21 protein-coding genes are annotated in these 25,263 nt (G+C 70.3%); 14 read left to right on the top strand and 7 right to left on the bottom strand.

Features of this window, described 5'->3' with window-relative positions; translation table 11 throughout:
• Positions 1-92 precede the first annotated feature (92 nt).
• From phnD to ACWDU4_RS23110, 5 genes are read left to right on the top strand one after another with little or no spacing between them, the layout of a single operon-like run.
• Positions 93-998 (top strand): phosphate/phosphite/phosphonate ABC transporter substrate-binding protein, encoded by a 906-nt coding sequence (phnD, locus tag ACWDU4_RS23130; protein ID WP_450116273.1) that lies wholly within the window; start codon positions 93-95, stop codon positions 996-998.
• Complete coding sequence (locus ACWDU4_RS23125; RefSeq protein ID WP_450116272.1) at positions 995-1,810, top strand: phosphonate ABC transporter ATP-binding protein; 816 nt, start codon at positions 995-997, stop codon at positions 1,808-1,810. Before phnD ends, ACWDU4_RS23125 begins: the two co-directional genes overlap by 4 nt.
• Positions 1,791-2,648 (top strand): phosphonate ABC transporter, permease protein PhnE, encoded by an 858-nt coding sequence (phnE, locus tag ACWDU4_RS23120; protein WP_450116271.1) that lies wholly within the window; start codon positions 1,791-1,793, stop codon positions 2,646-2,648. Before ACWDU4_RS23125 ends, phnE begins: the two co-directional genes overlap by 20 nt.
• Positions 2,645-3,409: a tyrosine-protein phosphatase gene (locus ACWDU4_RS23115; RefSeq protein WP_450116270.1), complete on the top strand. Its 765-nt coding sequence runs from the start codon at positions 2,645-2,647 to the stop codon at positions 3,407-3,409. The genes phnE and ACWDU4_RS23115 overlap by 4 nt, the downstream gene beginning before the upstream one ends.
• Positions 3,406-4,035: a TetR/AcrR family transcriptional regulator gene (locus ACWDU4_RS23110; protein WP_450116269.1), complete on the top strand. Its 630-nt coding sequence runs from the start codon at positions 3,406-3,408 to the stop codon at positions 4,033-4,035. Before ACWDU4_RS23115 ends, ACWDU4_RS23110 begins: the two co-directional genes overlap by 4 nt.
• 6 nt (positions 4,036-4,041) lie before the next feature.
• Here the strand turns inward: ACWDU4_RS23110 and ACWDU4_RS23105 are convergent, their stop codons facing one another.
• On the bottom strand, positions 4,042-4,449 hold the full coding sequence (locus ACWDU4_RS23105; RefSeq protein ID WP_450116268.1) for a VOC family protein: 408 nt from the start codon (positions 4,447-4,449) through the stop codon (positions 4,042-4,044).
• Complete coding sequence (locus ACWDU4_RS23100) at positions 4,446-5,291, bottom strand: helix-turn-helix domain-containing protein (RefSeq protein WP_450116267.1); 846 nt, start codon at positions 5,289-5,291, stop codon at positions 4,446-4,448. Before ACWDU4_RS23100 ends, ACWDU4_RS23105 begins: the two co-directional genes overlap by 4 nt.
• 157 nt (positions 5,292-5,448) lie before the next feature.
• On the opposite strand from ACWDU4_RS23100, the gene ACWDU4_RS23095 reads away from it, so the two are divergent.
• From ACWDU4_RS23095 to ACWDU4_RS23085, 3 genes are all read left to right on the top strand, one after another.
• Positions 5,449-6,138 (top strand): hypothetical protein, encoded by a 690-nt coding sequence (locus tag ACWDU4_RS23095; RefSeq protein ID WP_450116266.1) that lies wholly within the window; start codon positions 5,449-5,451, stop codon positions 6,136-6,138.
• Positions 6,139-6,145: 7 nt separating this feature from the next.
• Positions 6,146-6,562, top strand: a complete 417-nt coding sequence (locus ACWDU4_RS23090) for a DUF6153 family protein (RefSeq protein WP_450116265.1) — start codon at positions 6,146-6,148, stop codon at positions 6,560-6,562.
• A 65-nt stretch (positions 6,563-6,627) separates the two neighbouring features.
• Positions 6,628-7,290, top strand: coding sequence for a DUF305 domain-containing protein (locus tag ACWDU4_RS23085; RefSeq protein ID WP_450116264.1), 663 nt, complete (start codon positions 6,628-6,630; stop codon positions 7,288-7,290).
• 7 nt (positions 7,291-7,297) lie between these two features.
• On the opposite strand, the gene ACWDU4_RS23080 is transcribed toward ACWDU4_RS23085, so the two are convergent.
• From ACWDU4_RS23080 to ACWDU4_RS23065, 4 genes are all read right to left on the bottom strand, one after another.
• Positions 7,298-8,632 (bottom strand): diacylglycerol/lipid kinase family protein, encoded by a 1,335-nt coding sequence (locus ACWDU4_RS23080; protein WP_450116263.1) that lies wholly within the window; start codon positions 8,630-8,632, stop codon positions 7,298-7,300.
• A gap of 103 nt (positions 8,633-8,735) precedes the next feature.
• Positions 8,736-10,496: an FAD-dependent oxidoreductase gene (locus ACWDU4_RS23075; protein ID WP_450116262.1), complete on the bottom strand. Its 1,761-nt coding sequence runs from the start codon at positions 10,494-10,496 to the stop codon at positions 8,736-8,738.
• Between the two features lie 21 nt (positions 10,497-10,517).
• Positions 10,518-11,504 carry an AurF N-oxygenase family protein gene (locus tag ACWDU4_RS23070; RefSeq protein ID WP_450116261.1) on the bottom strand — a complete coding sequence of 329 codons (987 nt, stop codon included), beginning with the start codon at positions 11,502-11,504 and terminating at the stop codon, positions 10,518-10,520.
• A gap of 118 nt (positions 11,505-11,622) precedes the next feature.
• Positions 11,623-12,768, bottom strand: a complete 1,146-nt coding sequence (locus ACWDU4_RS23065; RefSeq protein WP_450116260.1) for a YbfB/YjiJ family MFS transporter — start codon at positions 12,766-12,768, stop codon at positions 11,623-11,625.
• 58 nt (positions 12,769-12,826) lie between these two features.
• On the opposite strand from ACWDU4_RS23065, the gene ACWDU4_RS23060 reads away from it, so the two are divergent.
• The 6 genes from ACWDU4_RS23060 to ACWDU4_RS23035 all read left to right on the top strand — a co-directional run bounded on the left by ACWDU4_RS23060 (position 12,827) and on the right by ACWDU4_RS23035 (position 24,075).
• On the top strand, positions 12,827-13,678 hold the full coding sequence (locus tag ACWDU4_RS23060; protein ID WP_450116259.1) for an LLM class F420-dependent oxidoreductase: 852 nt from the start codon (positions 12,827-12,829) through the stop codon (positions 13,676-13,678).
• A 42-nt stretch (positions 13,679-13,720) separates the two neighbouring features.
• The gene (locus ACWDU4_RS23055; protein WP_450116258.1) at positions 13,721-14,752 is read left to right on the top strand and encodes an ABC transporter ATP-binding protein; all 1,032 of its coding nucleotides are present in this window, start codon (positions 13,721-13,723) and stop codon (positions 14,750-14,752) included.
• Positions 14,749-15,510, top strand: coding sequence for an ABC transporter permease (locus ACWDU4_RS23050; protein ID WP_450116257.1), 762 nt, complete (start codon positions 14,749-14,751; stop codon positions 15,508-15,510). The genes ACWDU4_RS23055 and ACWDU4_RS23050 overlap by 4 nt, the downstream gene beginning before the upstream one ends.
• 96 nt (positions 15,511-15,606) lie before the next feature.
• Positions 15,607-19,422, top strand: a complete 3,816-nt coding sequence (locus ACWDU4_RS23045) for an ABC transporter ATP-binding protein (RefSeq protein WP_450116256.1) — start codon at positions 15,607-15,609, stop codon at positions 19,420-19,422.
• 133 nt (positions 19,423-19,555) lie between these two features.
• Positions 19,556-23,329 (top strand): multifunctional oxoglutarate decarboxylase/oxoglutarate dehydrogenase thiamine pyrophosphate-binding subunit/dihydrolipoyllysine-residue succinyltransferase subunit, encoded by a 3,774-nt coding sequence (locus ACWDU4_RS23040; RefSeq protein ID WP_450116255.1) that lies wholly within the window; start codon positions 19,556-19,558, stop codon positions 23,327-23,329.
• Between the two features lie 35 nt (positions 23,330-23,364).
• Entirely contained in the window at positions 23,365-24,075 is a 711-nt protein-coding gene (locus tag ACWDU4_RS23035) for an AAA family ATPase (RefSeq protein WP_450116254.1), read from the top strand.
• A 24-nt stretch (positions 24,076-24,099) separates the two neighbouring features.
• On the opposite strand, the gene ACWDU4_RS23030 is transcribed toward ACWDU4_RS23035, so the two are convergent.
• A complete protein-coding gene (locus ACWDU4_RS23030; protein ID WP_450116253.1) occupies positions 24,100-25,239 on the bottom strand; it encodes an LLM class flavin-dependent oxidoreductase in 1,140 nt (379 codons plus the stop codon).
• Positions 25,240-25,263: the final 24 nt, after the last annotated feature.

Below are 25,263 nucleotides of genomic sequence, written 5' to 3'. Positions count from 1 at the left end.
GGTACGGCGGTCTCGTAATTCCGTGTCATCTCGACGGGTTTGCATACGGGCGTTCTCGAAAACACCCCGCGTGACCGCGTGAAAGGGACACCATGCGCCGCCACACCCCGACCATCCTGGGCATCCTGGGCGCCGGCGCCCTCGTTGTCGCACTGACCGGCTGTTCGTCGGACTCTGCGGACACCGAGGCGTCCGACGGCACCATCACCATCGCCACCACCCCGCTCGTCGACGATCCGACCCAGGCGAACCCCGTCGAGGCCCTCGCCGACCTGCTCGAGACGGAGACCGGTCGTCCGGTCGACATCCTCGACGTGCCCGACTATCTGAGCGTCGTCGAGGCGATCCGCTCCGACCACGTCGACTTCGGCATCATGAGCGGATTCCCCTCCGCGCTCGCCGTGAACACCGGCGAAGTCGACGCGCTGATGGCGTGGAAGGGCAGCGACGACCCCGTGTCGACGTGCGTGGTGCTCGAAGGCTCCCCCGTCCGGTCCCTCACCGACCTGAGGGGCAAGACCGTCGCCTTCGCCGACCAGGCCTCGAGCTCCGGCTACTTCATGCCGGTCCACATGCTGCACGAGGCCGGCCTCGAGCAGGGCAGCGACTACAAGGCGATCTTCGCCGGTGGCCACGAGGGCGGCTTCGCCGCGCTCCGTCAGGGACAGGTCGACGCGGCGTGCACGGCGATCATGCTGACCGAACTCGGCGCGCCGATGTTCCCCTTCGCCGACGGCGAGTGGCGCGGGGTCGGCGAGAGCCTGTCGATGCCGATCATGGGGGCGGTCCTCGCCCGGCAATCCCTCGACGACGAGACACGGACCCTGCTGCAGGACGCGCTGCCGAAGGTGTTCTCCGAGCAGAACAAAGCCGCCCTCGGCGCCCTGGGCAAGGGCTTCATCGGGCTCGAGACCGTGCAGGATCCGAACGCCGCCGACTTCCAGTCCTTCGTCGACATCGCTGCGGTGGCCGGCGTCGAACTGTCGGACCTGCAGTGACCACCGCCGCGACCGTCCCGGCGATCCGGCCCGCGCCGAACCTCGGCTCGCCGGTCGTCACCGTGCGCGGCCTGCGCGTCGCCTACGGCGACCAGGTCGTGCTCGACGGCGTCGACCTCGACCTGCGTCCCGGTGAGACCGTCGCACTGCTGGGCGCGTCCGGCTCGGGTAAGTCGACACTGATGAAGAGCCTCACCGGATTCGCGCCCGCCGCGGCGGGCCGGGTGCACGTCGCCGGCCACGATGTCACCGACCTGCGGCGCCGGGAACCACGGCGTCTGCGCGCCGACGTCGGCCAGGTCTTCCAGCAGTTCAACCTGATCCCCCGGCTCAGCGTACTCACCAATGTCCTCACCGGGGCGCTGCACAACGCCGGCCCGATCAACCTCGTCGGCGGATTCGGCAGCGAGCACCGCACACTCGCGATGCACTACCTCGACCGGGTCGGCATCGCCCACAAGGCGAAGGACCCGGCCCGGTCACTCAGCGGCGGCCAGCAGCAGCGGGTCGCGATCGCCCGCGCCCTCATGCAACAGCCGCGCGTCATCCTCGCGGACGAACCCGTCGCCTCGCTCGACCCGAGACTGGCGGACTCGGTGCTCGAACTGCTGCGCGGCATCGCCGCCGAGTACCGCATCCCGGTCCTGGTGAGCCTGCACGTACTGCCCCTCGCGCTCGCCCACAGCGACCGGATCGTCGGTCTCCGGCAGGGCCGGCTGATCGTCTCGGCGCCCACATCCGAACTCGACGCCGAGCAACTGCTCCCGCTCTACCGACACGAGGAGCACGGTGGTGACGACGATTTCGCCTGAACCGACCCACACCGACCGGACCAAGTCGTCCACCACACCGGCACTGGATCCGGCCGAACGCCGGCGACTCGAGCAAGCGTTCTCGATTCCGCGGACGCGGTTCCTCGTCGGCATCCCGCTCGCCCTGCTCGTGCTGTTCTGGTCGTTCCAGGGCGCCGAGTTCGACTTCGCCGGCCTTGCCGACGGCACCGTCAACATGGGCGAATTCCTCTCGCGGCTCTTCCCGCCCGACTTCTCGAAGTTCGGCACCATCGTGGAACTGCTGATCGAGACGCTCCAGATGGCGATCGTCGGCACCGTGCTCGGCGGTGTGCTGTCGCTGCTCGTCGCGTTCGCGGCCTCGTCCAACATCGCGCCGACGTGGCTGTACTACCCGGCGCGCTGGGTCATGAACGTCATCCGCTCGGTCCCGGATCTGGTCTTCGCGCTCATGTTCGTCTCGGCCGTGGGACTGGGACCGTTCGCGGGCATCCTCGCCATGACGCTCGGCTCGATCGGTTCGATCGGAAAGATCTACGCCGAAGCCATGGAATCCGTCGACCGCGGACCTGTCGTCGCCGTGCAGGCCGTCGGCGCGTCCAAGCGTCAGGTCATCACCTACGGCATCCTGCCCCAGGCCGCGCCGATGCTCGTCTCCTACACACTGCTGCTGTTCGAGGGCAACGTGCGGGGCGCGACGATCCTCGGTCTGGTCGGAGCGGGCGGCATCGGACTCGAACTCACCACCGCGATGAAGATGTACGACTACGGACATCTCAGCGCCATCATCATCTGCATCATCGTGCTCGTCACGGTGATCGATCAGGGCAGCGCCCTCATCCGAAGGAGAATCACGTGACAACCGCACTCGACATCACCCCCACCGCGCCGGCGAATCTCCGTGACCTGGGCGGAATCCCGATCGCAGGCGGTGTCCTGCGCACAGGTCTCGCGATCCGCGCCGACGACCTGTCGACCATCACCGAGGACGACGCGCGAGGACTGCTGGAACGTGGCCTGGTGAGCGTGATCGACCTGCGTTCGGGCGACGAGGTCGCGCTCACCGGCCGCGGACCGCTGTCCGGACATCCGGTGTCGTACCACCACCTGCCGCTGATGCGCGACATCCGAACGGCGGGAACCGCGGACGAACCGTTCCCGACCTCGCGGGCACAGTTCGGCGAGATGTACGCGACCATGCTGGAAACGGCTGCGCCGCAACTGGTGAGCGCCCTCGGGATCATCGCGGTGGCCCCCGGCACCACGGCATTCCACTGCGCGGCGGGAGCCGACCGCACCGGAGTCCTCGCTGCCGCACTGCTTCTCGCACTCGGCGCCGAGGACGACGCCATCGTCTCCGACTACCGCCGCACCGGAGTCAACATGACGGCGATCAACACCCGCCTTGCCCCCGTCATGGGTGTGTTGCTGGCGCGAATGGGTTTCGACACCGCCCCGGCGGTACCCGCCGAGGACTCGATCGAGGTGTGGGACACCGCAATGCGCACCATGCTCGCCCGGCTGCGTGATCGGCACGGCGACGCACTCGCTCCCCTGCGTACGGCCGGACTGAGCGACGAGACCGTCCATCGTCTGCGTCGGCGCGCGCTCGACGCATGACGGTCACCGAACCGCGGGCGGCCGGCGTGCAGGCACCGGCCGCCCGCGGACCGGGACGGCCGCGCAAGGGCGACATCGACGGTCGTATCCTCGGCGCCACACTGGCACTCATCGACGAGAACGAGACACCGACCGTGGCGCGCGTCGCCGAACGCAGCGGGGTGAGCCGCGCCGCGCTGTACCGGCGATGGCCGTCGATCACCGCGCTCGTCGCCGCCGCGATCGACACCGGACGCGAACAGCCCGAACCGATCGCGACCGACGGCGACCTCCGAGAGGCCGTTCTCGGCTCCTTCGACAGCGCGCACACGGACGGATATCCGGAGGAACGGTTCCGGCGCCGGATCCGGCTGTCGATGGAGAACCCGGAGTTGCAGAAGGCCTACTGGCACAGCCACGTGTCGCGCCGCCGCGTGCCGCTCGAGGATGCCCTGCGCGCCGGGATCAACCGCGGGATCCTTCGCGAGGACCTGGATGCCGAGGCCTGCTTCGACCTGCTCGCCGGGGTGTTCTACTACCAGTTCGTCGTTCGCGGGGACGCACTCGACGACGGGGCGACCCGGGCGCGGTGCCGCGCCGCGCTCGAGGTCGCGTGGCGCGGCATGCTCGCCGATCCGGTCGGGTGATCGCGGCTACTCCCCGGCGTACGTCCCGAAGCTCCAGAACACTCCTTCGGGGTCGCGGCAGGTGAATCCCCTGGAGCCGTAGTCCTCGTCGGTCAGGCCCTTGACGACGGTGGCGCCGGCGGCGACGGCGCGGTCGTGCAGTGCGTCGGGTTGGTCGGTGACGAGGTAGACGGAGCCGACTCCCGTGGGCAGGTCGGCGAGCACCGAGTCGTCACGGCTGCTGCCGAGCATGATCCCACCACCGGCAGGCCAATCCAGTTGCGCGTGGTCGACGCGGTCTCCCTCGCCGTAGACGGCCCTCTCGACGAAACCGAAGGCGTCGACCAGGAAGGAGATCGCGGCACGCGCGTTCGCGTAGGTGAGGGTCGGCCAGACGTGCGTTGTGGTCATCGTGGTGTCCGCTTCTGTGGTCATGCCCTCGACGGTGCCTCACCGGCGGGGCATTCGTCTTGGACGAGTGGGAACAGTTCCTCGGCCCGCCAGCGGGACGGCGGCACTCCGGCGAGGGAGCGCCACTCACGGGCCAGATGGGCCTGATCGTAGAAGCCGCACCGGGCCGCGACGTCGGCCAGCGAGAGGCCGGGGAGCCGACGCTGGAGGCGCTTCGATCGGTCGAAGCGTGCCACCCGCATCGCGTCCTTCGGCCCGATCCCGAACTCGGCGGTGAACCGGGTGACCAGATGCCTTCTGCTCCAGCCGATGTCGCGGGCGACGTCGGCCACCCGGCGAGCAGTCGTCCCGGTGAGCAGGTGCCATGCGCGGGCGAGGTTGTCGTCGACGCCGGAGTCACCACATCGGCGCAGCAACACGTCGTCGAGGATCGCGAACCGTGCGGGCCACTCCGACTCGGCTGCGATCCGGTCGGCGAGTTCGGTTGCGTCCGAACCGAGCACGTCGTCGAGGTCGACGATCCACGCGCCGAGCGCGGCGGCGGGCACACCGAGAAGTGCGCGCGACCCGGCCGGGGTCAGCGCCAGTTGGACACCGTGCTGATTCCCGTCGTGTTCGATGGCGACGGCGGTCGTGGCCAGCCCGCTCGCCAGCGCATCCCACGCGCCCGCCGGCTGCGCCGGATGCGAGGTGGCGGCGATCGTCACCGGGGCGTCCAGGGACAGGACCACCGTCAGCTCCGGCGCCGGGGTTCCCAGATGGACGCCGGCCTCGAATCCGGACAGCCGGTAGCCCTCGTACGGCCCGAGGTACGGCCGCAGCGGCGCGGCGGGCGCTGCCCGCATCCCCTGGGAGACACCGGTCACCCCTCCGAGGCTATCGCCTGTGAGTCCTTTCGGCCCCGATGCGACCGAAAGGACTCACAGGCGGCGCAGCCGCCCGGTCCGGAACAATCCCGACGAGCCGGACGTTGGGACTGTGTTCGGCCGCCGAGCGCGCGGGTCCGAGCAGGAGGATGGACCGATGAACGTCACCGGACGGGTGGAGCAGGCGATTGCGTCGCTGCTCGACAACGGCGCGCGACTGCAGGGACCGGCCGTCGAGGCACACGTGTCCCGGCTGCGCCGTGCGCACCCCGGGGAGACCCCGCAGCAGATCGTCGACCGGCTCGAGCGAACGTTCCTCGCCGTGGTGACCGGCAGCGGCGGCGCGGTCGGTGCGGCGGCCGCGGTGCCCGGCATCGGGACCGCAGGCTCGATCGCCGCGGTCGGTGCGGAGACGGCGTTCTTCCTCGAGGCGAGCGCCCTGTTCACCCTCGCGGTCGCCTCCGTGCACGGCATCCCGGTCACCGACCACGAACGCCGCAAGGCGCTCGTCCTGTCCGTCGCACTGGGCAGCGCGGGGATGGAGATCGTCGAGAAGGCGGTCGGCGCGACCACCAAGAACTGGGGCTCGCTGCTGTCCGGCAAGCTGCCCGCGCAGACGATGACCGGCATGAACCAGACGCTGCTGCGCACGTTCGTCACCAAGTACGCGGCCAAGCGCAGCGCCCTGATCCTCGGCAAGCTGGTGCCTGCCGGAATCGGCGCGGCCATCGGCAGCGCCGGTAACCGCGCGATCGGCAAGGGAGTCGTCACCAACGCCCGCGACGCGTTCGGACCGGCGCCGGCCCAGTGGTCCATCACCGTGGAGCATTACCCCCAGGAGGTATAGTCGGGGCATGTCCCGGACGATCACGACGCGCACCGGACCGCTCCGCGCGGTCCTGCTGCTCGCCGTGATCCTGGGCGTCCTGGCGATGCACCACGTGGCGACGGCAGCCGCCACGGCGGCGCCACCCGCCGTCGAACACGTCGCGGTCGCCTCCGATCAGGTCCCCGCCGGCCCCACCGCGGACATGCCCGACCACGGCGACTCCGGGGGCCATTCCGGCGAACAGCACATGCTCGCCGCCTGCCTGGCGGTCCTGACCGCCGGCGTCGCCCTGCTGCTCGTGCTGATGTTGTTCGGCGTGGTCACCGATTCCGGTGCCCGCCGGGACCGACGACGTGCCGTCCCGGTCCGGTTCGGTCGCGGCCCACCGTTCGCCCGACCGACCTCCGAGCGACTCGCTGCCCTCTGCCTCCTCCGGGTGTGACAGGGCCACTGCGCCGTGCGCGCAGTCGGCCATGTCAGCACCTCAGGAAAGAGCAAGGCAGAGAAATGAACACACGTACCACCGCCGTCGGCTTCGTCGCCGCCCTGGCCACCGCCGCCGTCCTCGTCGCGGGCTGTACCAACGACAACGACACCGACGGCCACTCGATGGGCTCGATGGGCTCGATGATGTCTTCGGCGCCGATGGCCGGCGAGACCTCGTCCGACCACAACACGGCCGACGTGATGTGGACGCAGATGATGATTCCGCACCACCAGCAGGCAGTGGAGATGGCGGCTCTCGCCGAGGGCCGCACCGAGAACGCACAACTACTGGCGTTGGCCGCGCAGATCGAGGCCGCGCAGGCTCCCGAGATCGAGCAGATGACGGGCTGGCTCACCGGGTGGGGCGTGCCGACCATGATGGGCTCGGACACGGACCACTCCATGCCCGGCAACACGGGCGGGATGATGCCCGACGGGATGATGCACGACGGCATGGGCGGAATGATGACCGCCGAACAGATGAGCAGGCTGGAGAACTCCACCGGAGCCGAGTTCGACCGGGCGTGGCTGGAGATGATGATCGCCCATCACCAGGGCGCGATCGACTCGTCCGCGCAGATCCGGGCCGACGGGCAGAGTGAACAGGTCCGGGACCTGGCCGGGAAGATCATCGCCGGTCAGCAGACCGAGATCGACCAGATGAAGTCGATGCTCGGCCAGTAGTCGCCGATCACCGGCCGGGGGTGCGACCCCACGCCAGCGCCCGCAGGCGGACCCAGTCCAGGGTCCTCTTCGGCGGTCGCACCCCCGGCCGGTCCCGCGGCACCCGCACCCGCAGCGCGCCGGGCGCGACGGTGCACCGGACCGGTGTGCGCACCGTGAGCGATTCCCCGTCCACCCCGACGGGGATCTCGTCGGTGTCGGCGTCGAGCACCACCTCACAGACCGCGTGCTGCGTCATTCCCCGCTCGTGCACCCTGCCCAGGAGGCCGACGGCCTGTCGGGCGCTGGACACCGACACCGTCACCACCCCGAGAACGCCCCCGTCCAGTCCGGTGCGGCGACCGAGCCCGGCCAGGTCGTTCGTGCGGTAGGTGCCGTTGCTGACCAGCACCGCCTGGGGTCCGTCGATGGTGGCGTTGCCCACGTGCACCACCAGCCGCGGCCCTCCGCCCTCGCCGAGCAACTCCGGCAGCATCCGAAGAACCGTGCCCGTCTTGTCGTCGCGGTACGCGGGGCTGCGCACCACTTCCGCGTAGACGCCGAACGAGGCGTTGTTGACGAACGCCCGGTCACCGATCCGGCCGATGTCGATGCGCAGCTCCACCCCGTCCCGGAGTGCACCGAGGCAGGCGACCGGATCGTCGCGGTCCAACCCGAGGTCGAGGGCGAAATGATTGCGGGTTCCGGCGCTGATCACCAGGAACGGCAGGTCGTGTTCGGCGGCGACGGCGGCGACGAGGGCCTGGGTCCCGTCCCCGCCCGCCACCCCGAGGAGATCCGCACCCCGCGCCACCGCCTGCCGTGCGAGATCTGCGACGTCGACGATCTCTGGACCGTCGAGGAGAGCCACCTCGGCGCCGAGTTCCTCGGCCCGGCGCACGAGGTCGTGCTCGACGACGGTGCCGCCACCGGAGTGCGGGTTCATCACTAGGAACGGCCGCAGCGGCGGCGGCGCGGGGGTTTCCGGGACGGGCGGTCGAGACTGCCCGTCCTCGAGCGCGGCGCGCGCACAGGCGCCGGCCAGAAGCGCCAGGGCGACGACGACCAGCACGACCCACAACATCCGCTGCGTGGCGAACAACACCAGTACCGCGATCGGCGTGAGCAGCGCGACGGCCAACGCGATCCACCGCGCCGCACCGCGGCCGGTGAGGAACCAGTACCCCGTCGCCAGCATCACCGCGAGCGCCCCGACGGCGGTCGCCAGCAGCGTGAGTGTCCCGAAGAATCCCGCGACGACGATCGGGAGTACCACCGCCACCACCAGCGCGGCGAAAGCTGCCCGCGCCCACCAACGCTGGGCTGCGCCGGGCACCGCGCCCGGTCCGGTGACTGCGTTCATCGTGGGACCCCCGATCGAAACGACGGTGGAGATCCCTGCATTGTCCGCCCGGACGGGCCGGTGCGCCGAACATCCGGCGGGAATCGGCGCGGCGAGAACGATTTCAGGAGGTGACGAGCATTCCCCTGCGCCGCAGCGCCGCGCGAACTCCTCGGGTTTCCTCGGCCCGGGCGGCGGTGCGGGCGATCGCGACCAGTTCCGCCTCGTCGCTGATCTTCTCGCGGATCCGGCCGCGCTCGGCGCCGCGACGACGCTCCTCCGCATCGATCGCCTGCCAGCCGGCCCGGTCGATCACCGCGGGCCGCCGCGCTCGGACCAGCGCCCGCAGGTCGGTGTCGCGACCACCGGGGTCGGGCAGGGCGCCTGCATTGAAATCCTCGACGAGGTGCCGGACCGTCTCCTGCGCACACGACTTGTTGGTGCCGATGAAGCCGCTGGGGCCGCGCTTGATCCACCCCGTCGCGTACACCCCCGGCACGACCGCCCCGCCCGGCGCGGCCAGCACCCGGCCACCGTCGTTGGGTACGACTCCCCGTGCGTCGTCGAAGGGCACCCCCGCGATCGGCACCCCGCGATAGCCGATCGAGGTGAGCACCAACCCGGCCTCGACGACCTCGGTGTTGTCCGTCGCCTCGACGCGCAGCACACCGTCGTCGGCGACGAATTCGTTGCGGGTGAGCGCGACGCCGGAGACTCGACCGTCGCCGATGATCTCGGTCGGGCCGAGCAGGTAGCGGAACGTGATGCGCTTGCGGCCCGCCGCGGGCTTCGACAGCCGCTCCCGCAGCCGCAGCTTCTGCGCCACCGTGTGGTCGAGTTCACCCCGGGCGGCCAGGCTTTCGGTCACCGGGTCGAGGCCCGGATCGTCCACCACGACGTCGACGTCGGGCAGGTCGAGCAGGCCCGCGAACTCGGGGACGGTGAACGCGGACTGCGCGAAACCACGCCGCGCCACGACCACCACCTCTTCGATCCGGCTGTGTCGCAACGCCTCCAGCGCATACGGCGCGATGTCGGTGCCCGCGAGCTCGTCCGGGGCGATGGTCAGGATGCGGGCCACGTCGAGCGCGACGTTGCCGTTGCCGACGATCACGGCCCGACGGTGCGAGAGGTCGAACCGGTCGTCGGCGTGGTCCGGATGCCCGTTGTACCAGGCGACGAAGTCGGTCGCCGACGTGCTGCCCGGCAGGTCCTCGCCGGGGATGCCGAGGCGGCGATCGGTGGACGCGCCCACCGCGTAGATCACCGCGTGATGGTGCGCGAGCAGCTCGTCGTGCGAGAGGTGCTCGCCGATCGTCACGTTCAGGAAGTACTCGAAGCCAGGCTGCGCGGCGATGGTGTCGTACAGCCGGGCCACCTGCTTGGTCTTCTGGTGGTCGGGCGCGACACCGGCGCGAACGAGGCCGTGCGGCACCGGCAGTCGGTCGAAGACGTCGACCGCGACCCCCGGCTGGGTGAGCAGCTCGTCGGCGGCGTACATCGCCGCGGGCCCCGACCCCACGATCGCGACCCGCAGCGGGCCGCGATCGCCGCGAATCCGTGGGGCCGCCACAACCTTGGCCAGCGCCGGACGGGTCTCGCTGCCGCCGATCCGCGACCGGTCCTCGTGCGGCTCCTTGTAGTAGTCCGCGTTGATCTGCAGGTACGGCAGCTGTCGCTCGGTCAGCTTCCTCTCCGGCACGATCGCGTCGACCGGGCACGCCGACACACAGGCTCCGCAGTCGACGCACGCGGCGGGGTCCACGTGCAACATTTCCGCGGTGAGGAAGTCCGGTTCGTCCGGGGTGGGGTGGATGCAGTTGACCGGGCAGGCGTAGACGCACGAGGCGTCGCTGCAACAGGACTGGGTGACGACGTGGGGCATGACGGCGATCCGTTCGAGAGATCAGGCGGCGCGGCGGACCGGTTCGCTGCGGAATCGGGAGACGTCGCCGTCGATCTTGCAGGCCTTCCAGACCAGCTTGGAGATCCGGTTCATCAAGCCGGCGTCCTGCGCGAGCATCCGGACGTCGCCGAAGTAGTTGCGCAGCATCTGCCGCGAGGCGGGCGTGTCCCAGAACAGTTCCTTGCGAACCGACTTCGGGATGTCGAACCGGCGCCAGAACGACTTCGGCGGTACCACGATCACATCGCAGAGGATGCGCATGGTGATCGGCATGGCGATCGAGAGACCGAACCGGCCCAGCCGCGACATCTGCGGCACCCGGCGGCGCAGGTACTGGTGCGCGAAGGAGATGTGGCGCGCCTCCTCGGCGACGTGAATCGCCATGACGCCCTTCATGATCGGATGGAGCGCACCGTTGCCCCGCAGGAACGCCTTCTGGATGTGATCGATCGGTTCCTCACCGGCGAGGACACCGACGAAGAACAGTTCGGGCAGCGGCCCGGAGGCGAGCGGGATGAACGGCGAGATCGCGCGCATGACCGGGCCCATACCGGGGGCGTCGACACCGATCCGGTTCACCATCTCCTGGAACATCAGGGTGTGGTTGCCCTCTTCGATGCACTCGTGGGTGCAGTACCGGTACTCGGCGGAGCCGTTCGGCAGCGAGAAGACGTACTGCGTCATGCCACGGATCAGGATGTTCTCGAACTGCAGGCCGACCTTGGCCACGTTGGCCTGGCGCCACATGCCGATCTCGATCTTCCGCTCGTCCGGCAGCGCCTGGTACCAGGGGTGCGCCCCGAGCGGGTCGTCCTCCTCGTTGAGGATCCAGCGCGGATCGTTCGGCGTCACCGCGAACTCCGGGGAGTCCCATGCGATGTCGACGTAGGGGTCGAAGTGCTTGTGCACCGAGGCCTCGGACAGCCGACGCAGGATGTCGTCGTAGTCGTCCTGGCCGAGGTCGTCCCGAGTCGTCGACAGTGTCATCGCTTCTCCCGTTGTGTGGTGACGAGCGGTGGGTGGGCCGGCAGCCCGCAACGCGAGTAACTGTAACCGGAAGTTTCATTCAAATCCAGGGGTTGCCGGAAACCGCGCCGACCAGGGACTACACCGACCGATCCGCGCGTACGACGGGCACCATGCACAGGGCGCCGACCGCGAGCACGGCCGCCGCGACGGCGAGGGCCCGGCCGTACCCGCCGTCGAGCAGGGGCGCGACGGCCAGGGGCCCGAGCACCTGCCCGAGTCCGTACACCGACGTCAGGATCGCGGCCGCACGCGGCCCGGCCAGCCGGGCACCCTCCCCCAGCGCGAGCATCACGATGGCGATCATGGTGCCGCCGAAGCACAGCGCCGCGACCATCTGCACCGCCGCCGCCCCGATCGCCGCGGACACCGCGACCGCCGCCGCCTGGGTCACCAGCGCCGCCGTCATCATCGACGCCGCAGAGTGCCTACGGGCCAACCGCATCCACAGCACGCACGAGGGCACCACGGCGACGCCGACCGCGACCCACACCGCCGATCCGAGCCAGTGCTCCGATCCGGTGGCCGCGACCGCGGCGACCAGGAAGGTCGCGGACACGATGTAGCCCAGTCCCTCACAGAAGTAGGCCGCTGTCAGCCACGCGAACCCTCGGCGAGATCCCGACGTGGCGAGTTTCGCGGGCGCCGCGCGTACCGCCTCGCGCGACTGCCCGGGCAGCGTCCATGCCGCGACGGCGAGCACGGCCGCCAACGCCGCCGACACCAGCCACGCGACCCGCCAGTCCGCATCCTCACCCAGCGCCAGGACCGCCAACGCCGACACCACGATTCCACCGCCGACACCACCGAACACCCAGCCGACACCGTCGCCGGCGGCGCGGACCCGCTGGTGTGCGACGCGGGTGGTGAACACGAACACCGCCGCACTCGCCGCCCCCGCGACGAACCGCAGCACCATCCACGCCGTCACCGACTCGGTCGCGGCCATCCCCGCGATGGTCGCCACCAGCACCACCAGCGCGCACCGCAGCACCGGAACCGACAGCGCGATCCGGTGCACCGCGATCGCCGCCACCGCTCCGGCCAGGTATCCGAGGTAGTTCGCCGTCGCCAGCGTCGCCGCCGACTCCGGCCGCAGCCCCGTCTGGTCGGTCATCAGCGGCAGGATCGGCGTGAACGCGAACCGCCCCAATCCCATCGCCACCGACAACGCGAGGAACGACCGCGCCACCACGAACCGATCACCGGCAACCGCTACGCCCATTGGCCACACGCTACGGCTGTCCGGAATTGACACCGGACAGCGACTGTTGGCATGACACGTGACCACAACCACACCCGACCTGGGACGCTTCGGCGTCTGGCGACACGCCTACGGCCTGACCCCCGAATTCGTCCGAGAACTCGAGAGCCTCGGCTACGGAACCCTCTGGCTCGGCGGATCCCCACCGGCCGACCTGGCGATCGCCGAGGACGTCCTGAACGCCACAACCACCCTCGTCGTCGCCACCGGCATCACCAACATCTGGAGTGCCCCCTCCGCCGAGGTCGCAGAGTCCTTCCACCGCCTCGAGGCCAAGCATCCCGGGCGGTTCCTGCTCGGCATCGGCGTCGGGCACCGGGAGGCGTCGAGGGAGGTGTACCGCAAGCCCTATCAGGCGGTCGTCGACTACCTCGACGAGCTGGACGCCGCGGAGGTGCCCGCGTCCCGGCGTCTCCTCGCCGCGCTCGGGCCGAAGATGTTGCGCCTGGCCGCGGACCGCGCCGCCGGTGCCCACCCGTACCTGACCACCCCGCAGCACACCCGCGAGGCCCGCGAGATCCTCGGCGCCGGCGCCCTCCTCGCCCCGGAGCAGAAGTTCGTGCTCGGCACCGACCCGGCCGCCGCCCGCGCGATCGGCCGGCCCCCGGTCGCGAATCCGTACCTGAAACTGCGCAACTACGTGAGCAACCTGAAGCGGCTCGGCTTCACCGACGACGACCTCGCCGACGACGGTAGCGACGCCGTCATCGACGCGCTCGTCGCACACGGCACCGCCGACGAGGTGGCCGCCAAGGTCAGCGAACACCTCGCCGCGGGCGCCGACCACGTCTGTGTGCAGTCGCTGCCGCCCACCGGCGACGCGCTGCCCCCGCTGACCGAACTCGCCGCGGCGCTGGGGTTGCGCGGCTGACGATCACCGTTCGGCGGCGCCGGGTGGCCTAAGGTGCACGTCATGAGTGCTGGCAGTCCGGCGCCGCTGCGCCCGGCCCTCGAAACGGTGGGCCTGACGAAACGCTTCGGGGCGGTCGAGGCGGTCTCGAACCTGAGTTTCGCGGTGCCCGCGGGCTCGATCACCGGCTTCGTCGGCCCGAACGGGTCCGGGAAAACCACCACCCTGCGGATGCTGCTCGGGCTCGTCGCCCCGACCGCCGGGTACTCCACGGTGACCGGGATCCCGTTCACCGAGTTGCCGCACCCGGCCCGGACGGTCGGGGTGGTGCTCGACTCGCTGAGCGTGCACCCCAGACGCACCGCGCTCGCCCACCTGCTCGTCTACGCGGCCGCGATCGGCGTCCCCGACGCCCGGGCCCGCGAAGCGCTGACGACGGTCGGCCTCGAACCCGCCGCACGGCAGAAGGTGGCCACCTTTTCCCTCGGGATGCGCCAGCGCCTCGCGCTGGCGACAGCCCTGCTCGGCGATCCGCGGATCCTCGTCCTCGATGAACCCGCCAACGGTCTCGATCCCGAGGGCATCGCCTGGTTGCGCGAGTTCCTGCGAGCCTTCGCGGCTGCCGGGCGGACCGTGCTGGTCTCGAGCCACATCCTCCGGGAACTGGAGCAGACGGTGGACCGGCTGGTGATCGTCAACCGCGGCGCGCTGGTGTACCAGGGCGGAATGGACGAGTTGCGGGCCGGGCACAGCGCCCGGGTGTTCGTCGCCGCGTCCGACCCCGCCACACTCGCGCTCGCCCTCGGCGCTCAGGGCTTCACCGATGCCCAGGTGATGCCGGACGGCCGGCTCGCCGTCCGCGGTGTCCCCGAGCCCACGATCGCCGGACTCGCCGCATCGGCGGGAGTGCGAATCTTCGGTGCCTCGACCGAACACGTCGACCTCGAGCAGGTGTTCCTGTCGATGACCTCCGGGCAGTACACGGCCCAGCTCCCCGGCCCGTCCTCCCCGTACCCGCCTGCCCCCTACCCGCCTGCCCCGTACCCACCCGGGTCACATCCACCCGCGCCCCACCACCCGGGAGGTCCGCAATGAGCGCGCTGGTCACCGCCGAACTGCGCAAGGTGCTCACCCTGCGGTTCTGGTGGGCGCTCGCCCTCGCGCCGCTGGTCGTCGCCCTGTTCGCGGGATCGATCTACGCGGCCATGGCGGACGGCCTCGACTCGGTGGACGCGGACCTGTCCACCGGCGCGGTGTCGGTGGGACTCGTCGTCGCGATCGCGTGGGCCGTCCTGTTCGCCGGGATCTTCGGGGCCGTCAACGCCGGCACCGAGTTCCGGCACCAGACCCTGACCCCGACGTTCGTCACCACCCGCGGCCGGGACCCGGTGCTCGCCGCCAAGCTGGCGGTCACCGCGCTGTTCGGCCTCGGCTACGCCGTCGCGGTCGAACTCGTCGCACTCGGGTGCATGGTGGTCTTCGGCGGCGACCGGTTCACGGTCACCACCGCGATTCTCGGCATGCTCGCGGCCGGAGTGGTGGCCACCGTGGCATGGTCGCTGATCGGCGCCGGGCTCGGCCTGCTGTTCGCGTCCCCCACGGCCGCGGCGATCACCCTCGTCGCCTGGTATCCGGTCGGCGAGCTGATCACCATCGCGATCCTGTCGGGGCTCGGCGCCGGCTCGATCGGCCAGTGGCTGCCCGGCGCCGTCACCTGGTCGACGGTCGTCTCCCCGGCGGGCGACGTCGACGGATTCGCGCCCTGGCCCGCCGCGGTGATCGCGCTGATCACCTGGACCGCCGTCGCCGCGGGCCTGGGCTGGTGGACGACCCGCCGCCGCGACGTCACCTGACCGCGGCACCACCGTGCCTGACCGAACCACTCCGCAGTCGTGCCCGATCGGACCGCTCCGCAGTCGTGTCGGGCGCCGGTACTACGGTGAGATGCGATGGCTGCCACCGTGACTCACCCCGGCTGGATTCGACGACTGACCGCCGAATGCTGGCGTCACCGCGCACTCACACTCGGCGCGCTCGCGGTCACACTGATCGCGGCGGTCATCGACATCACCTTCCCGCTGCTGACCCGGATCGCGGTGGACGACGCCTCCTCCGGCGCCACCGAGGTGATCGTCGCGGTCGCCGCCGCGATCGCGGCCCTCGGTGTGGTCCGCTTCGGCTGCCAGTTCGGGCGCCGGATGCTGGCGGGCCGGCTCTCACTCGACGTCCAGCACGACCTGCGGCTCGGTCTGCTCGGATCGCTGCAGCGACTCGACGGTGTCGGGCAGGACCAGATCCGCACCGGCCAGGTGGTGTCCCGCTCCATCACCGACCTGCAACTCGTACAGGGGCTGCTGGCGATGGTGCCGCTGTCGGCGGGGGCGCTGCTGCAGTTCCTGCTGGCGATCGTCGTGATGGCCTGGCTCTCGCCGCTGCTCACCGCCGTCGCGTTGCTCGTCGTGCCCGCCGTGTCGGTGGTGGTGTGGCGGATCCGGCCCACCCTGTTCGCCGCCACCTGGTCGGCGCAGCAACGCGCCGCCGACCTCGCCCAGCACGTCGAGGAGACGGTGACCGGGGTCCGTGTGGTCAAGGGCTTCGGGCAGGAGTCCCGCGCCGTCCGACGACTCGAGGACCTGGGCCGCACCCTGTACGCCGAGCGACTGCGCGCGGCGCGGATCAACGCCCGGTTCACCCCGACGATGGCGGCGCTGCCGCAACTGGGCCTGGTCGGCGTGATCGCCCTCGGCGGCGCGCTCGCACTGAACGGCACCATCACCATCGGCACCTTCCTGGCGTTCGCCACCTACGTCGCGACCATGTCGAACGTGACCCGGCTGCTGTCGTCGGTCGTGATCATGGCCCAGATGACGCGGGCCGCCGTCGAACGCGTATACGAGGTCATCGACACCGAGCCCGGGGTCGCCGACCCGCCGCACCCGACACCCCTGCCCGCCGGCCCACTGGGCGTCCGGTTGCGCAGCGTCGACTTCGGGTTCGATGCGGACCGCCCGGTACTGGCCGGCCTCGACCTCGACATCGCGCCGGGCGAGACGCTCGCCGTCGTGGGCCGCGCAGGCTCCGGAAAGACGGCGTTGTCCCTGCTGCTGCCCCGCTTCTACGCACCGAGCGCGGGCACCGTGGCATTGACCGTCGACGGCACCGCCTTCGACCTCGCCGCCCTGCGGGCGGACCAGCTGCGCGAGGCGGTCGGGCTGGTCTTCGACGAGCCGTTCCTGTTCTCGGACACCGTGTCCGCGAACATCGCGCTCGGCCGGCCCGACGCGAGCGCCGAGGAGATCCGCGCCGCGGCCACGATGGCGCAGGCCGACGAGTTCATCGAGGCGCTGTCCGACGGCTACGACACGGTCGTCGGCGAGCGCGGGCTGACGCTGTCCGGCGGGCAGCGGCAGCGGGTGGCTCTGGCGCGTGCCCTGCTGGTGGACCCGCGGCTGCTGATCCTCGACGACGCGACCTCCGCGGTGGACGCCGCCACGGAGGCCGCGATCTTCGACACCCTGCGCGAGCGGCGGGACCGCACCACGCTGATCCTGGCGCATCGCCGATCGACCCTCTCCCTCGCCGACCGGGTGGCGGTTCTCGACGGCGGGCGGGTCATCGACACCGGAACGGTCGCCGAACTCGACGCCCGCTGCGCCCTTTTCCGCACCCTGCTCGCCGACCCCGACCTCGAGGCCGAACCGGACGATGCGCCGGTTCCGGACATGCGGCCGGAGCCGGGTCACGACGAGCTGTGGCCCGAGGCGATTCCCGGCTCCGCGTTCGACGCGGTGATCTCCGACGCGGTCCCGGCGCGGGCGACGACAACCGCCGGTGCGCCGGGCGGCGGGCACGGCGGCCGCGGCGGGGCGGGCGGTGGTGGCCCGATGGCGGGCGCGATGGGCGACATCGCAGCCACTCCGGCGCTGCGGGACGCCGTCGCCGCACTGCCACCCGCCACCGAGATACCCGGCCTCGACGACGAGGACCTGCGACGACCCGATCCCGGGTTCCGGTTGGCGACGCTGCTGCGCCCCGTCCGCTGGATCCTCGCGGCGGTGGTGCTGTGCCTGGCCGTGGACTCGCTGGCCGCGGTGCTGCTTCCGTCGGTCGTCCGATTCGCGATCGACCACGGCGTCACCCCCGGCGATCCGTCCGCGCTGTGGTGGGCGACCGCGGCCGGAGTGGCGCTGGTCGCCGTGGACTGGGCGGTCGTCGCGGTGATGACCGTGATCACCGCACGAGCCGGAGAAAAGGTGCTGTACGGGCTGCGGGTCCGCAGCTATGCGCACCTGCAACGGCTCGGCCTCGACTACTACGAGCGTGAGCTGTCCGGCCGGATCATGACGCGGATGACAACCGACGTCGACGCGCTGTCGTCGTTCCTGCAAACGGGGCTGTCGACCGCGGTCGTCAGCGTGCTCACCGTGGTCGGCATCTCGGTGGCGCTGCTGCTCACGGACGCGGTGCTGGCACTGGTCGCGCTCGCCGCGGTCCCGCCGCTGCTGGTGGCCACGCTGATCTTCCGGAAGGTGTCGTCGGCCGCGTACACGGTGTCCCGGGAGCGGATCTCGATCGTCAACGCGGACTTCCAGGAGAACGTCACCGGATTGCGCGCCGCGCAGGCGTACCGCCGGGAGGACTTCGCCGCACAGCGGTTCGCCGAACGCGCGGACAGCTACCGCCGTGCCCGCATGCGGTCACAGACTGCGATCTCCGTGTACTTCCCGCTGATCACGCTGCTGTCCGACGTGGCACTGGCCGCGGTGGTGCTGATCGGATCCATGCGGATCGCGGACGGGCAGACGACGTCCGGGGTGCTCGTGGCGTTCGTGCTGTACCTGGGGCTGCTGTTCGGACCGATCCAGCAGCTGTCCCAGGTGTTCGACGGCTACCAGCAGGCGCAGGTCGGGCTGCGTCGAATCGGCGATCTGCTGCGCACCCCGAGCTCGATCGAGACCGCAGCACCGGCGGACACCACGCCAATCGTCGGGCACCTCGGGGGTGCAGTCGATTTCGACACTGTGACGTTCCGGTATCGAGGTGCTGACACCGACGCCCTGCAGGATGTGAGGCTGCGCATCGAGCCGGGATCCACCGTCGCGCTCGTCGGTCGCACCGGCGCCGGTAAGTCCACCGTGGTCAAACTCCTGGCCCGCTTCTACGACCCGACCGCGGGCCAGGTCCGCGTCGACGGCGTCGACCTGCGCCGATACCCGTTGCACGAGTATCGCGGCCGCCTCGGCGTGGTGCCGCAGGAGGCGCACCTCTTCTCCGGGGACGTCGCCACGAACATCGCGTACGGCCGCCCCGACGCCACCCGCGCGCAGGTCACCGCCGCCGCGCGTGCAGTGGGGGCACTCGACACCATCGCGGGCCTGCCCGGCGGGATGTTCACCCCGATCGGCGAACGCGGCCAGGGACTGTCCGCCGGACAGCGTCAACTCGTCGCGCTGGCCCGGGCCGAACTCGTCGACCCGGACGTCCTGCTGCTCGACGAGGCGACCGCGACCCTCGATCCGGCCACCGAACGCACGGTCCTCGAGGCGAGCAGTCTGCTGACCCGCACCCGGACGTCGATCGTCGTGGCACACCGCCTCGCGACCGCCGCGCGCGCCGATCTGGTGGTGGTGATCGACGGCGGGCGAATCGTGGAAGTCGGCCCACACGCGGCACTGCGATGGGCCGGCGGTCCGTACCAGGACCTGTGGGACGCGACACGCAGCCAGGTGGGGAATAATCGGGCCGCCGAGACTGTCCTCGATTGAGGGAGCTGGTTGCCGACAAAGTGACCCAGCTCACTCGACGCACGCCCGGTGCGCGGGTGTCACCCGGGAGGACTAGCCTCGGGTGTACAAGCGCCGATCGGGGACCAAGAGAGAAACGAGGCGAACACCTGCCGTGAGCAGCAGTTCTACGTCACAATTCGGACAGAACCAGTGGCTTGTCGACGAGATGTACCAGCGTTTCCAGGATGATCCCTCATCCGTGGACGCGAGCTGGCACGAGTTCCTCACCGACTACAAGCCGGATGCGTCGGGCGCGAACGGGCAGATCCCCGCGACCGCTCCCGCGACCACCTCCTCCACTTACACCAACGGCACCGCCACCAACGGCACCGCCACCGTCACGACTGCGTCGGCTCCGGCCGCGCCCGCTCCGACGCCGCCCGCCCCGGCTGCGCCGAGCACCCCCGCTGCTCCCCCCGCCGCTGCCGCCCCTGCTCCGGCCAAGCCCGCCGCCCCGGCCGCCAAGCCCGCTGCTCCGGCCGCCAAGCCCGCTGCTCCGGCCGCCACCTCGACCGGCGCGCCCGAGTCGAAGGTGCTGCGCGGCGCCGCCGCCGCGGTGGCGCGGAACATGTCCGCCTCCCTCGAGATCCCGACCGCCACCAGCGTTCGCGCCATCCCTGCGAAGCTGATGTTCGACAACCGGATCGTCATCAACAACCACCTCGCCCGCACCCGCGGCGGCAAGGTGTCCTTCACCCACCTGCTGGGCTACGCGATCATCCAGGCCGTCAAGGCGTTCCCGAACATGAACCGGCACTTCGCCGAGATCGACGGGAAGCCGAACGTCGTCACCCCGGCGAGCACCAACCTCGGCCTGGCCATCGACCTGCCCGGCAAGGACGGCAGCCGTTCCCTCGTCGTCGCCGCCATCAAGGGCACCGAGACGATGAACTTCGTGCAGTTCTACTCGGCGTACGAGGACATCGTCCGGCGCGCCCGGGACGGCAAGCTCACCGCCGAGGACTTCTCCGGCGTCACCATCTCGCTGACCAACCCCGGCGGCATCGGCACCGTGCACTCGGTCCCCCGCCTGATGCAGGGCCAGGGCGCGATCATCGGCGCAGGCGCGATGGAGTACCCGGCCGAGTTCCAGGGCTCGAGCGCCGAGAAGATCGCCGAGATGGGCGTCGGCAAGCTGATGACCCTGACCTCGACCTACGATCACCGGATCATCCAGGGCGCCGAGTCCGGCGACTTCCTGCGCACGATCCACAACCTGCTGATCAGCGACAAGTTCTACGACGAGATCTTCCACTCGCTGCACATTCCGTACGAGCCGGTCCGCTGGCGTCAGGATGTGGCCGAGGGCGCGGTCGACAAGAGCACCCGGGTGCTCGAACTGATCGCCGCGTACCGGCACCGCGGTCACCTGATGGCCGACACCGATCCGCTGCAGTTCGTCAAGGACAAGTTCCGCAGCCACCCCGACCTCGACGTCACCACCCACGACCTGACGCTGTGGGACCTGGACCGCGAGTTCAACGTCGGCGGCTTCCACGGCAAGGACCGGATGAAGCTCCGGGACGTGCTGTCGATCCTGCGTGACGCGTACTGCCGGCACATCGGCGTCGAGTACACCCACATGCTCGACCCCGAGCAGACGAAGTGGCTGCAGGATCGGGTCGAGGCCAAGCACGTCAAGCCGACGGTCGCCCAGCAGAAGTACATCCTGAGCAAGCTCAACGCCGCCGAGGCGTTCGAGACGTTCCTGCAGACGAAGTACGTCGGCCAGAAGCGGTTCTCGCTCGAGGGCGCCGAGTCCGTCATCCCGATGATGGACGCCGTCATCGACCAGTCCGCGGAGCACGGCCTCGACGAGGTCGTCATCGGCATGCCGCACCGCGGCCGCCTGAACGTGCTCGCGAACATCGTCGGCAAGCCGTACTCGAAGATCTTCACCGAGTTCGAGGGCAACATGAACCCGGCGGCCGCGCACGGCTCCGGCGACGTGAAGTACCACCTCGGCGCCGAGGGCCAGTACATCCAGATGTTCGGCGACAACGACATCAAGGTCTCCCTCACCGCGAACCCGTCGCACCTCGAAGCGGTCGACCCGGTCCTCGAGGGTCTGGTCCGCGCCAAGCAGGACATCCTCGACAAGGGCCAGGAGGGCTTCACCGTCCTGCCGCTGATGCTGCACGGCGACGCCGCGTTCGCCGGTCAGGGCGTCGTCGCGGAGACCCTGAACCTGTCGCTGCTGCGCGGCTACCGCACCGGCGGCACCGTGCACATCGTGGTCAACAACCAGGTCGGCTTCACCACCGCCCCGGAGCACTCGCGTTCGTCCGAGTACTGCACGGACGTCGCGAAGATGATCGCGGCGCCGGTGTTCCACGTGAACGGCGACGACCCCGAGGCCTGCGTCTGGGTGGCGCAGCTGGCCGTGGACTTCCGCGAGAAGTTCAACAAGGACGTCGTCATCGACATGATCTGCTACCGCCGTCGCGGTCACAACGAGGGCGACGACCCGTCGATGACGCAGCCGGCGATGTACGACCTGATCGACACCAAGCGCAGCGTCCGCAAGAGCTACACCGAGGCCCTGATCGGTCGCGGCGACATCTCGCTCAAGGAAGCCGAAGACGCCCTGCGTGACTACCAGGGCCAGCTGGAGCGGGTGTTCAACGAGGTTCGCGAGCTGGAGAAGTTCAAGCCGGAACCGTCGGAGTCGGTCGAGCTGGACCAGACCCCGCCCGCCCGCCTGCAGACCTCGGTCGACAAGGAAACCCTCGCCCGCATCGGTGACGCGTTCCTGAACGTCCCCGAGGGCTTCACGGTGCACCCGCGCGTCAAGCCGGTCATCGAGAAGCGCCACGAGATGTCCCGCGAGGGCAAGGTGGACTGGGCGTACGCGGAACTGCTCGCGTTCGGTTCACTGGTCGAGCAGGGCGCCCTGGTGCGCCTGGCAGGCCAGGACTCACGGCGCGGCACGTTCACGCAGCGCCACTCGGTGCTCATCGACCGCAAGACCGGCGACGAGTACAACCCGATCGCGCAGATCGCCGCGGATGCGGACAACGGCGGCAAGTACATGGTCTACGACTCGGCGCTCACCGAGTACGCGGGCCTGGGCTTCGAGTACGGCTACTCGGTCGGCAACCCCGACGCCCTGGTGCTGTGGGAGGCGCAGTTCGGCGACTTCGTCAACGGCGCGCAGACCATCATCGACGAGTTCATCTCGTCCGGTGAGGCCAAGTGGGGTCAGCTGTCCGACGTCGTGCTGCTGCTGCCGCACGGTCACGAGGGCCAGGGCCCGGACCACACCTCCGGTCGTATCGAGCGCTTCCTGCAGCTGTGTGCAGAGGGCTCGATGACCGTCGCGGTGCCGTCCACTCCGGCTTCGTACTTCCACCTGCTGCGCCGCCACCACCTGGACGGCATCCGCCGCCCGCTGGTGGTCTTCACCCCGAAGTCGATGCTGCGCAACAAGGCCGCGGTCTCCGAGCTCGAGGACTTCACCACCGGCAAGTTCCGTTCGGTGTTCGAGGAGCCCACCTACGAGACCGGCGGCGGCGACCGCAACAAGGTCACCCGGGTGCTCCTGGTCAGCGGCAAGCTGTACTGGGAACTGTTGGCGCGCAAGCAGAAGGAAGGCCGCGACGACGTCGCGATCGTCCGGATCGAGCAGCTGTACCCGCTGCCGGCCCGTCGTCTTCGCGAGACCCTCAAGCAGTACCCGAACGCGACCGACTTCCGCTGGGTCCAGGAGGAGCCGGCGAACCAGGGTGCGTGGCCGCTGTTCGGTCTGGCGCTGCCGGAACTGCTTCCGGAGCTGCTGACCGGCATCAAGCGGATCTCTCGCCGCGCCATGTCGGCCCCGTCCTCGGGTTCGAGCAAGGTGCACGCGGTCGAGCAGCAGGAGATCATCGACGAGGCGTTCCGCTGATCGCCTGACGTGACGCTGCCCCACGGCGAGCCGTGATGTTGCCACTGAGCCGGGTCGAGTTCACCCCAAGGGATGGATTCGATCCGGCTTCGTGGTATCTGGATGTACCCGCGATTGCCGAATTGTGCAGTCGTGGGCTCGAATTCACGAACCCCGTGACCGTGCTCGTCGGCGAGAACGGCGTCGGGAAGTCGACGCTCGTCGAGGCCGTCGCCGGTGCGTGGCAGTGGGGATTCACCGGCGCCCAGGACCGGATGTGGTCCGCCGGCGGCAGCTCCGAGGACACCGACCTGCCGCAGCACCTGACCTGTGTCGGCGCCCGACCCCGGCCGTACGGCGGCTGCTTCCTGCGCGCCGAATCCATGCACGCCCTCTTCGCGCGGGCCGACGCCAACCGGGTCCGCGGCGACGACCAGGGCTTCAACGAGCTGTCCCACGGGCAGTCTTTCCTGCACTACGTGGCGGAGCGGCCGGTCGGGGTGGGCCTGTGGATCCTCGACGAGCCGGAGGCGGCGCTGTCGTTCCGGTCCAGCCTGGCCCTGCTCGGGGTGATCGCTGACCTGGTCGCCGAGGGGTCGCAGGTGATCATGGCGACCCACTCCCCCGTCCTCGCCGCCTGCCCGGGCGCCGACATCTGGGAGCTCACCGACGAGGGCATCGAGCACCCGGTGTGGGACGAACTCGACGTGGTGCGCGACTGGCGGTCATTCCTCGACGGCCCCGATCGGTTCCTGCGTCACCTGTGAACCCGCTGCCGTCATGTGCACTCGTCACAGGCGTTTCAGACCGCGCATCACCTTCAGGAACGGAGACGTGGTGAGCAGGCCGTCGCGGAGTCCGCGATGGCACATCGCTCCGATGTTGATGAGCACCGGGTAGCCCAGCCCGTGGTCGCGCCACTCCGCCACCTGGTCGAGAATCTCGGCGGGCGTGCCCGCGAAGCAACTCTCCCGCAACAGGGATTCCGGCACCCTGTCCGCGTAGGCGAGGGCGGTCTCCTCGGTCAGGGTCTGCGGCAGAAGGTCCTGGATTCCGGTGAAGGTTGGACCCAACGGGTGCTCCGCGCCGTGCCGCGCCCACCCCTCGGCCGAGACACACAGGCAGAGCGCCCTCGCGCCCACGGACCCGACCATCTCGTCCACCTCGGCGCGGGAGCGTCCGGGAATGACCATGAAGTACCCCGCCGCCGTGATCGCATCGGGGTCGCGTCCCGCGTCCGATGCGGCGGCCCGGATCCGGGTGAGCTTCACGCCGTAATCCTTGGGACGCTGCGGGTAGGCCGGGAACCACGCGTCGGCGTACCTGCCCGCGGCCCGCAGCATTCGAGAGCCGTGGGCGGCGATCCAGATCTGCGGCCGGGTACCGCGGTGCGGCGGGACGTCGAAAACCGCGTCCTTCAACGGGAAGAAGGCCGAATCCCGGCTCACCGGACGTCCACCCGAGTCCCACAGCAACCGGATCGTCGCAACGGCCTCCTCGAAGCGGGCGACCGGCCTCGTCCACTCGACCCCGTATGGTTCGTTCCCCTCCCGCTCACCCGGGCCGATCCCGAGAATTGCCCGGCCCCGGGTCAGCAGGTGCAGGGTGGCGGACGCCTGGGCGGTCACCGCGGGGTTGCGCCGACCGGTGTCGGTGACGCCCACCCCGAGTCGCAGCCGCGCCAATCGGTTGCGCGCGGCAAGGTAACCCAGCGCCGTCCACGGCTCGAAGAAGGCGTCACCGCTCTGCGCCACGCGCGCGGCGGCGATGTGGCGAGGCGCCCACAGCGACGGAGACACGAAGCCCATCAGGTGATCGTGGATCCACAGTGAATCGGCGCCGGCCGCGGTGGCGAGCAGCCGACTGGAACGGAGCAGCAGGTCGGGAGCGCCCCTCGAGTGGACCCCCATTTCCACGAGTCCGGTTCGCATGATGTCGCACTCCTCCAAGCACGA

Source organism: Rhodococcus sp. NPDC003348 (assembly GCF_053589375.1).
Note: the sequence above shows the minus strand (reverse complement) of the source record. Positions and strands in the feature narration are given on the sequence as shown.

What these genes read in the sequence shown, in the direction of transcription:
- ACWDU4_RS23085 (WP_450116264.1), top strand. Translation starts at nt 6,628, where the DNA reads ATGAACACACGTACCACCGCCGTCGGCTTCGTCGCCGCCCTGGCCACC.
- ACWDU4_RS23070 (WP_450116261.1), bottom strand. Translation starts at nt 11,504, where the DNA reads ATGACACTGTCGACGACTCGGGACGACCTCGGCCAGGACGACTACGAC.
- ACWDU4_RS23045 (WP_450116256.1), top strand. Translation starts at nt 15,607, where the DNA reads ATGGCTGCCACCGTGACTCACCCCGGCTGGATTCGACGACTGACCGCC.
- ACWDU4_RS23090 (WP_450116265.1), top strand. Translation starts at nt 6,146, where the DNA reads ATGTCCCGGACGATCACGACGCGCACCGGACCGCTCCGCGCGGTCCTG.
- ACWDU4_RS23050 (WP_450116257.1), top strand. Translation starts at nt 14,749, where the DNA reads ATGAGCGCGCTGGTCACCGCCGAACTGCGCAAGGTGCTCACCCTGCGG.
- ACWDU4_RS23080 (WP_450116263.1), bottom strand. Translation starts at nt 8,632, where the DNA reads ATGAACGCAGTCACCGGACCGGGCGCGGTGCCCGGCGCAGCCCAGCGT.
- phnD (WP_450116273.1), top strand. Translation starts at nt 93, where the DNA reads ATGCGCCGCCACACCCCGACCATCCTGGGCATCCTGGGCGCCGGCGCC.
- ACWDU4_RS23110 (WP_450116269.1), top strand. Translation starts at nt 3,406, where the DNA reads ATGACGGTCACCGAACCGCGGGCGGCCGGCGTGCAGGCACCGGCCGCC.
- ACWDU4_RS23055 (WP_450116258.1), top strand. Translation starts at nt 13,721, where the DNA reads ATGAGTGCTGGCAGTCCGGCGCCGCTGCGCCCGGCCCTCGAAACGGTG.
- ACWDU4_RS23035 (WP_450116254.1), top strand. Translation starts at nt 23,365, where the DNA reads ATGTTGCCACTGAGCCGGGTCGAGTTCACCCCAAGGGATGGATTCGAT.
- ACWDU4_RS23105 (WP_450116268.1), bottom strand. Translation starts at nt 4,449, where the DNA reads ATGACCACAGAAGCGGACACCACGATGACCACAACGCACGTCTGGCCG.
- ACWDU4_RS23095 (WP_450116266.1), top strand. Translation starts at nt 5,449, where the DNA reads ATGAACGTCACCGGACGGGTGGAGCAGGCGATTGCGTCGCTGCTCGAC.
- ACWDU4_RS23030 (WP_450116253.1), bottom strand. Translation starts at nt 25,239, where the DNA reads ATGCGAACCGGACTCGTGGAAATGGGGGTCCACTCGAGGGGCGCTCCC.
- ACWDU4_RS23075 (WP_450116262.1), bottom strand. Translation starts at nt 10,496, where the DNA reads ATGCCCCACGTCGTCACCCAGTCCTGTTGCAGCGACGCCTCGTGCGTC.
- ACWDU4_RS23065 (WP_450116260.1), bottom strand. Translation starts at nt 12,768, where the DNA reads ATGGGCGTAGCGGTTGCCGGTGATCGGTTCGTGGTGGCGCGGTCGTTC.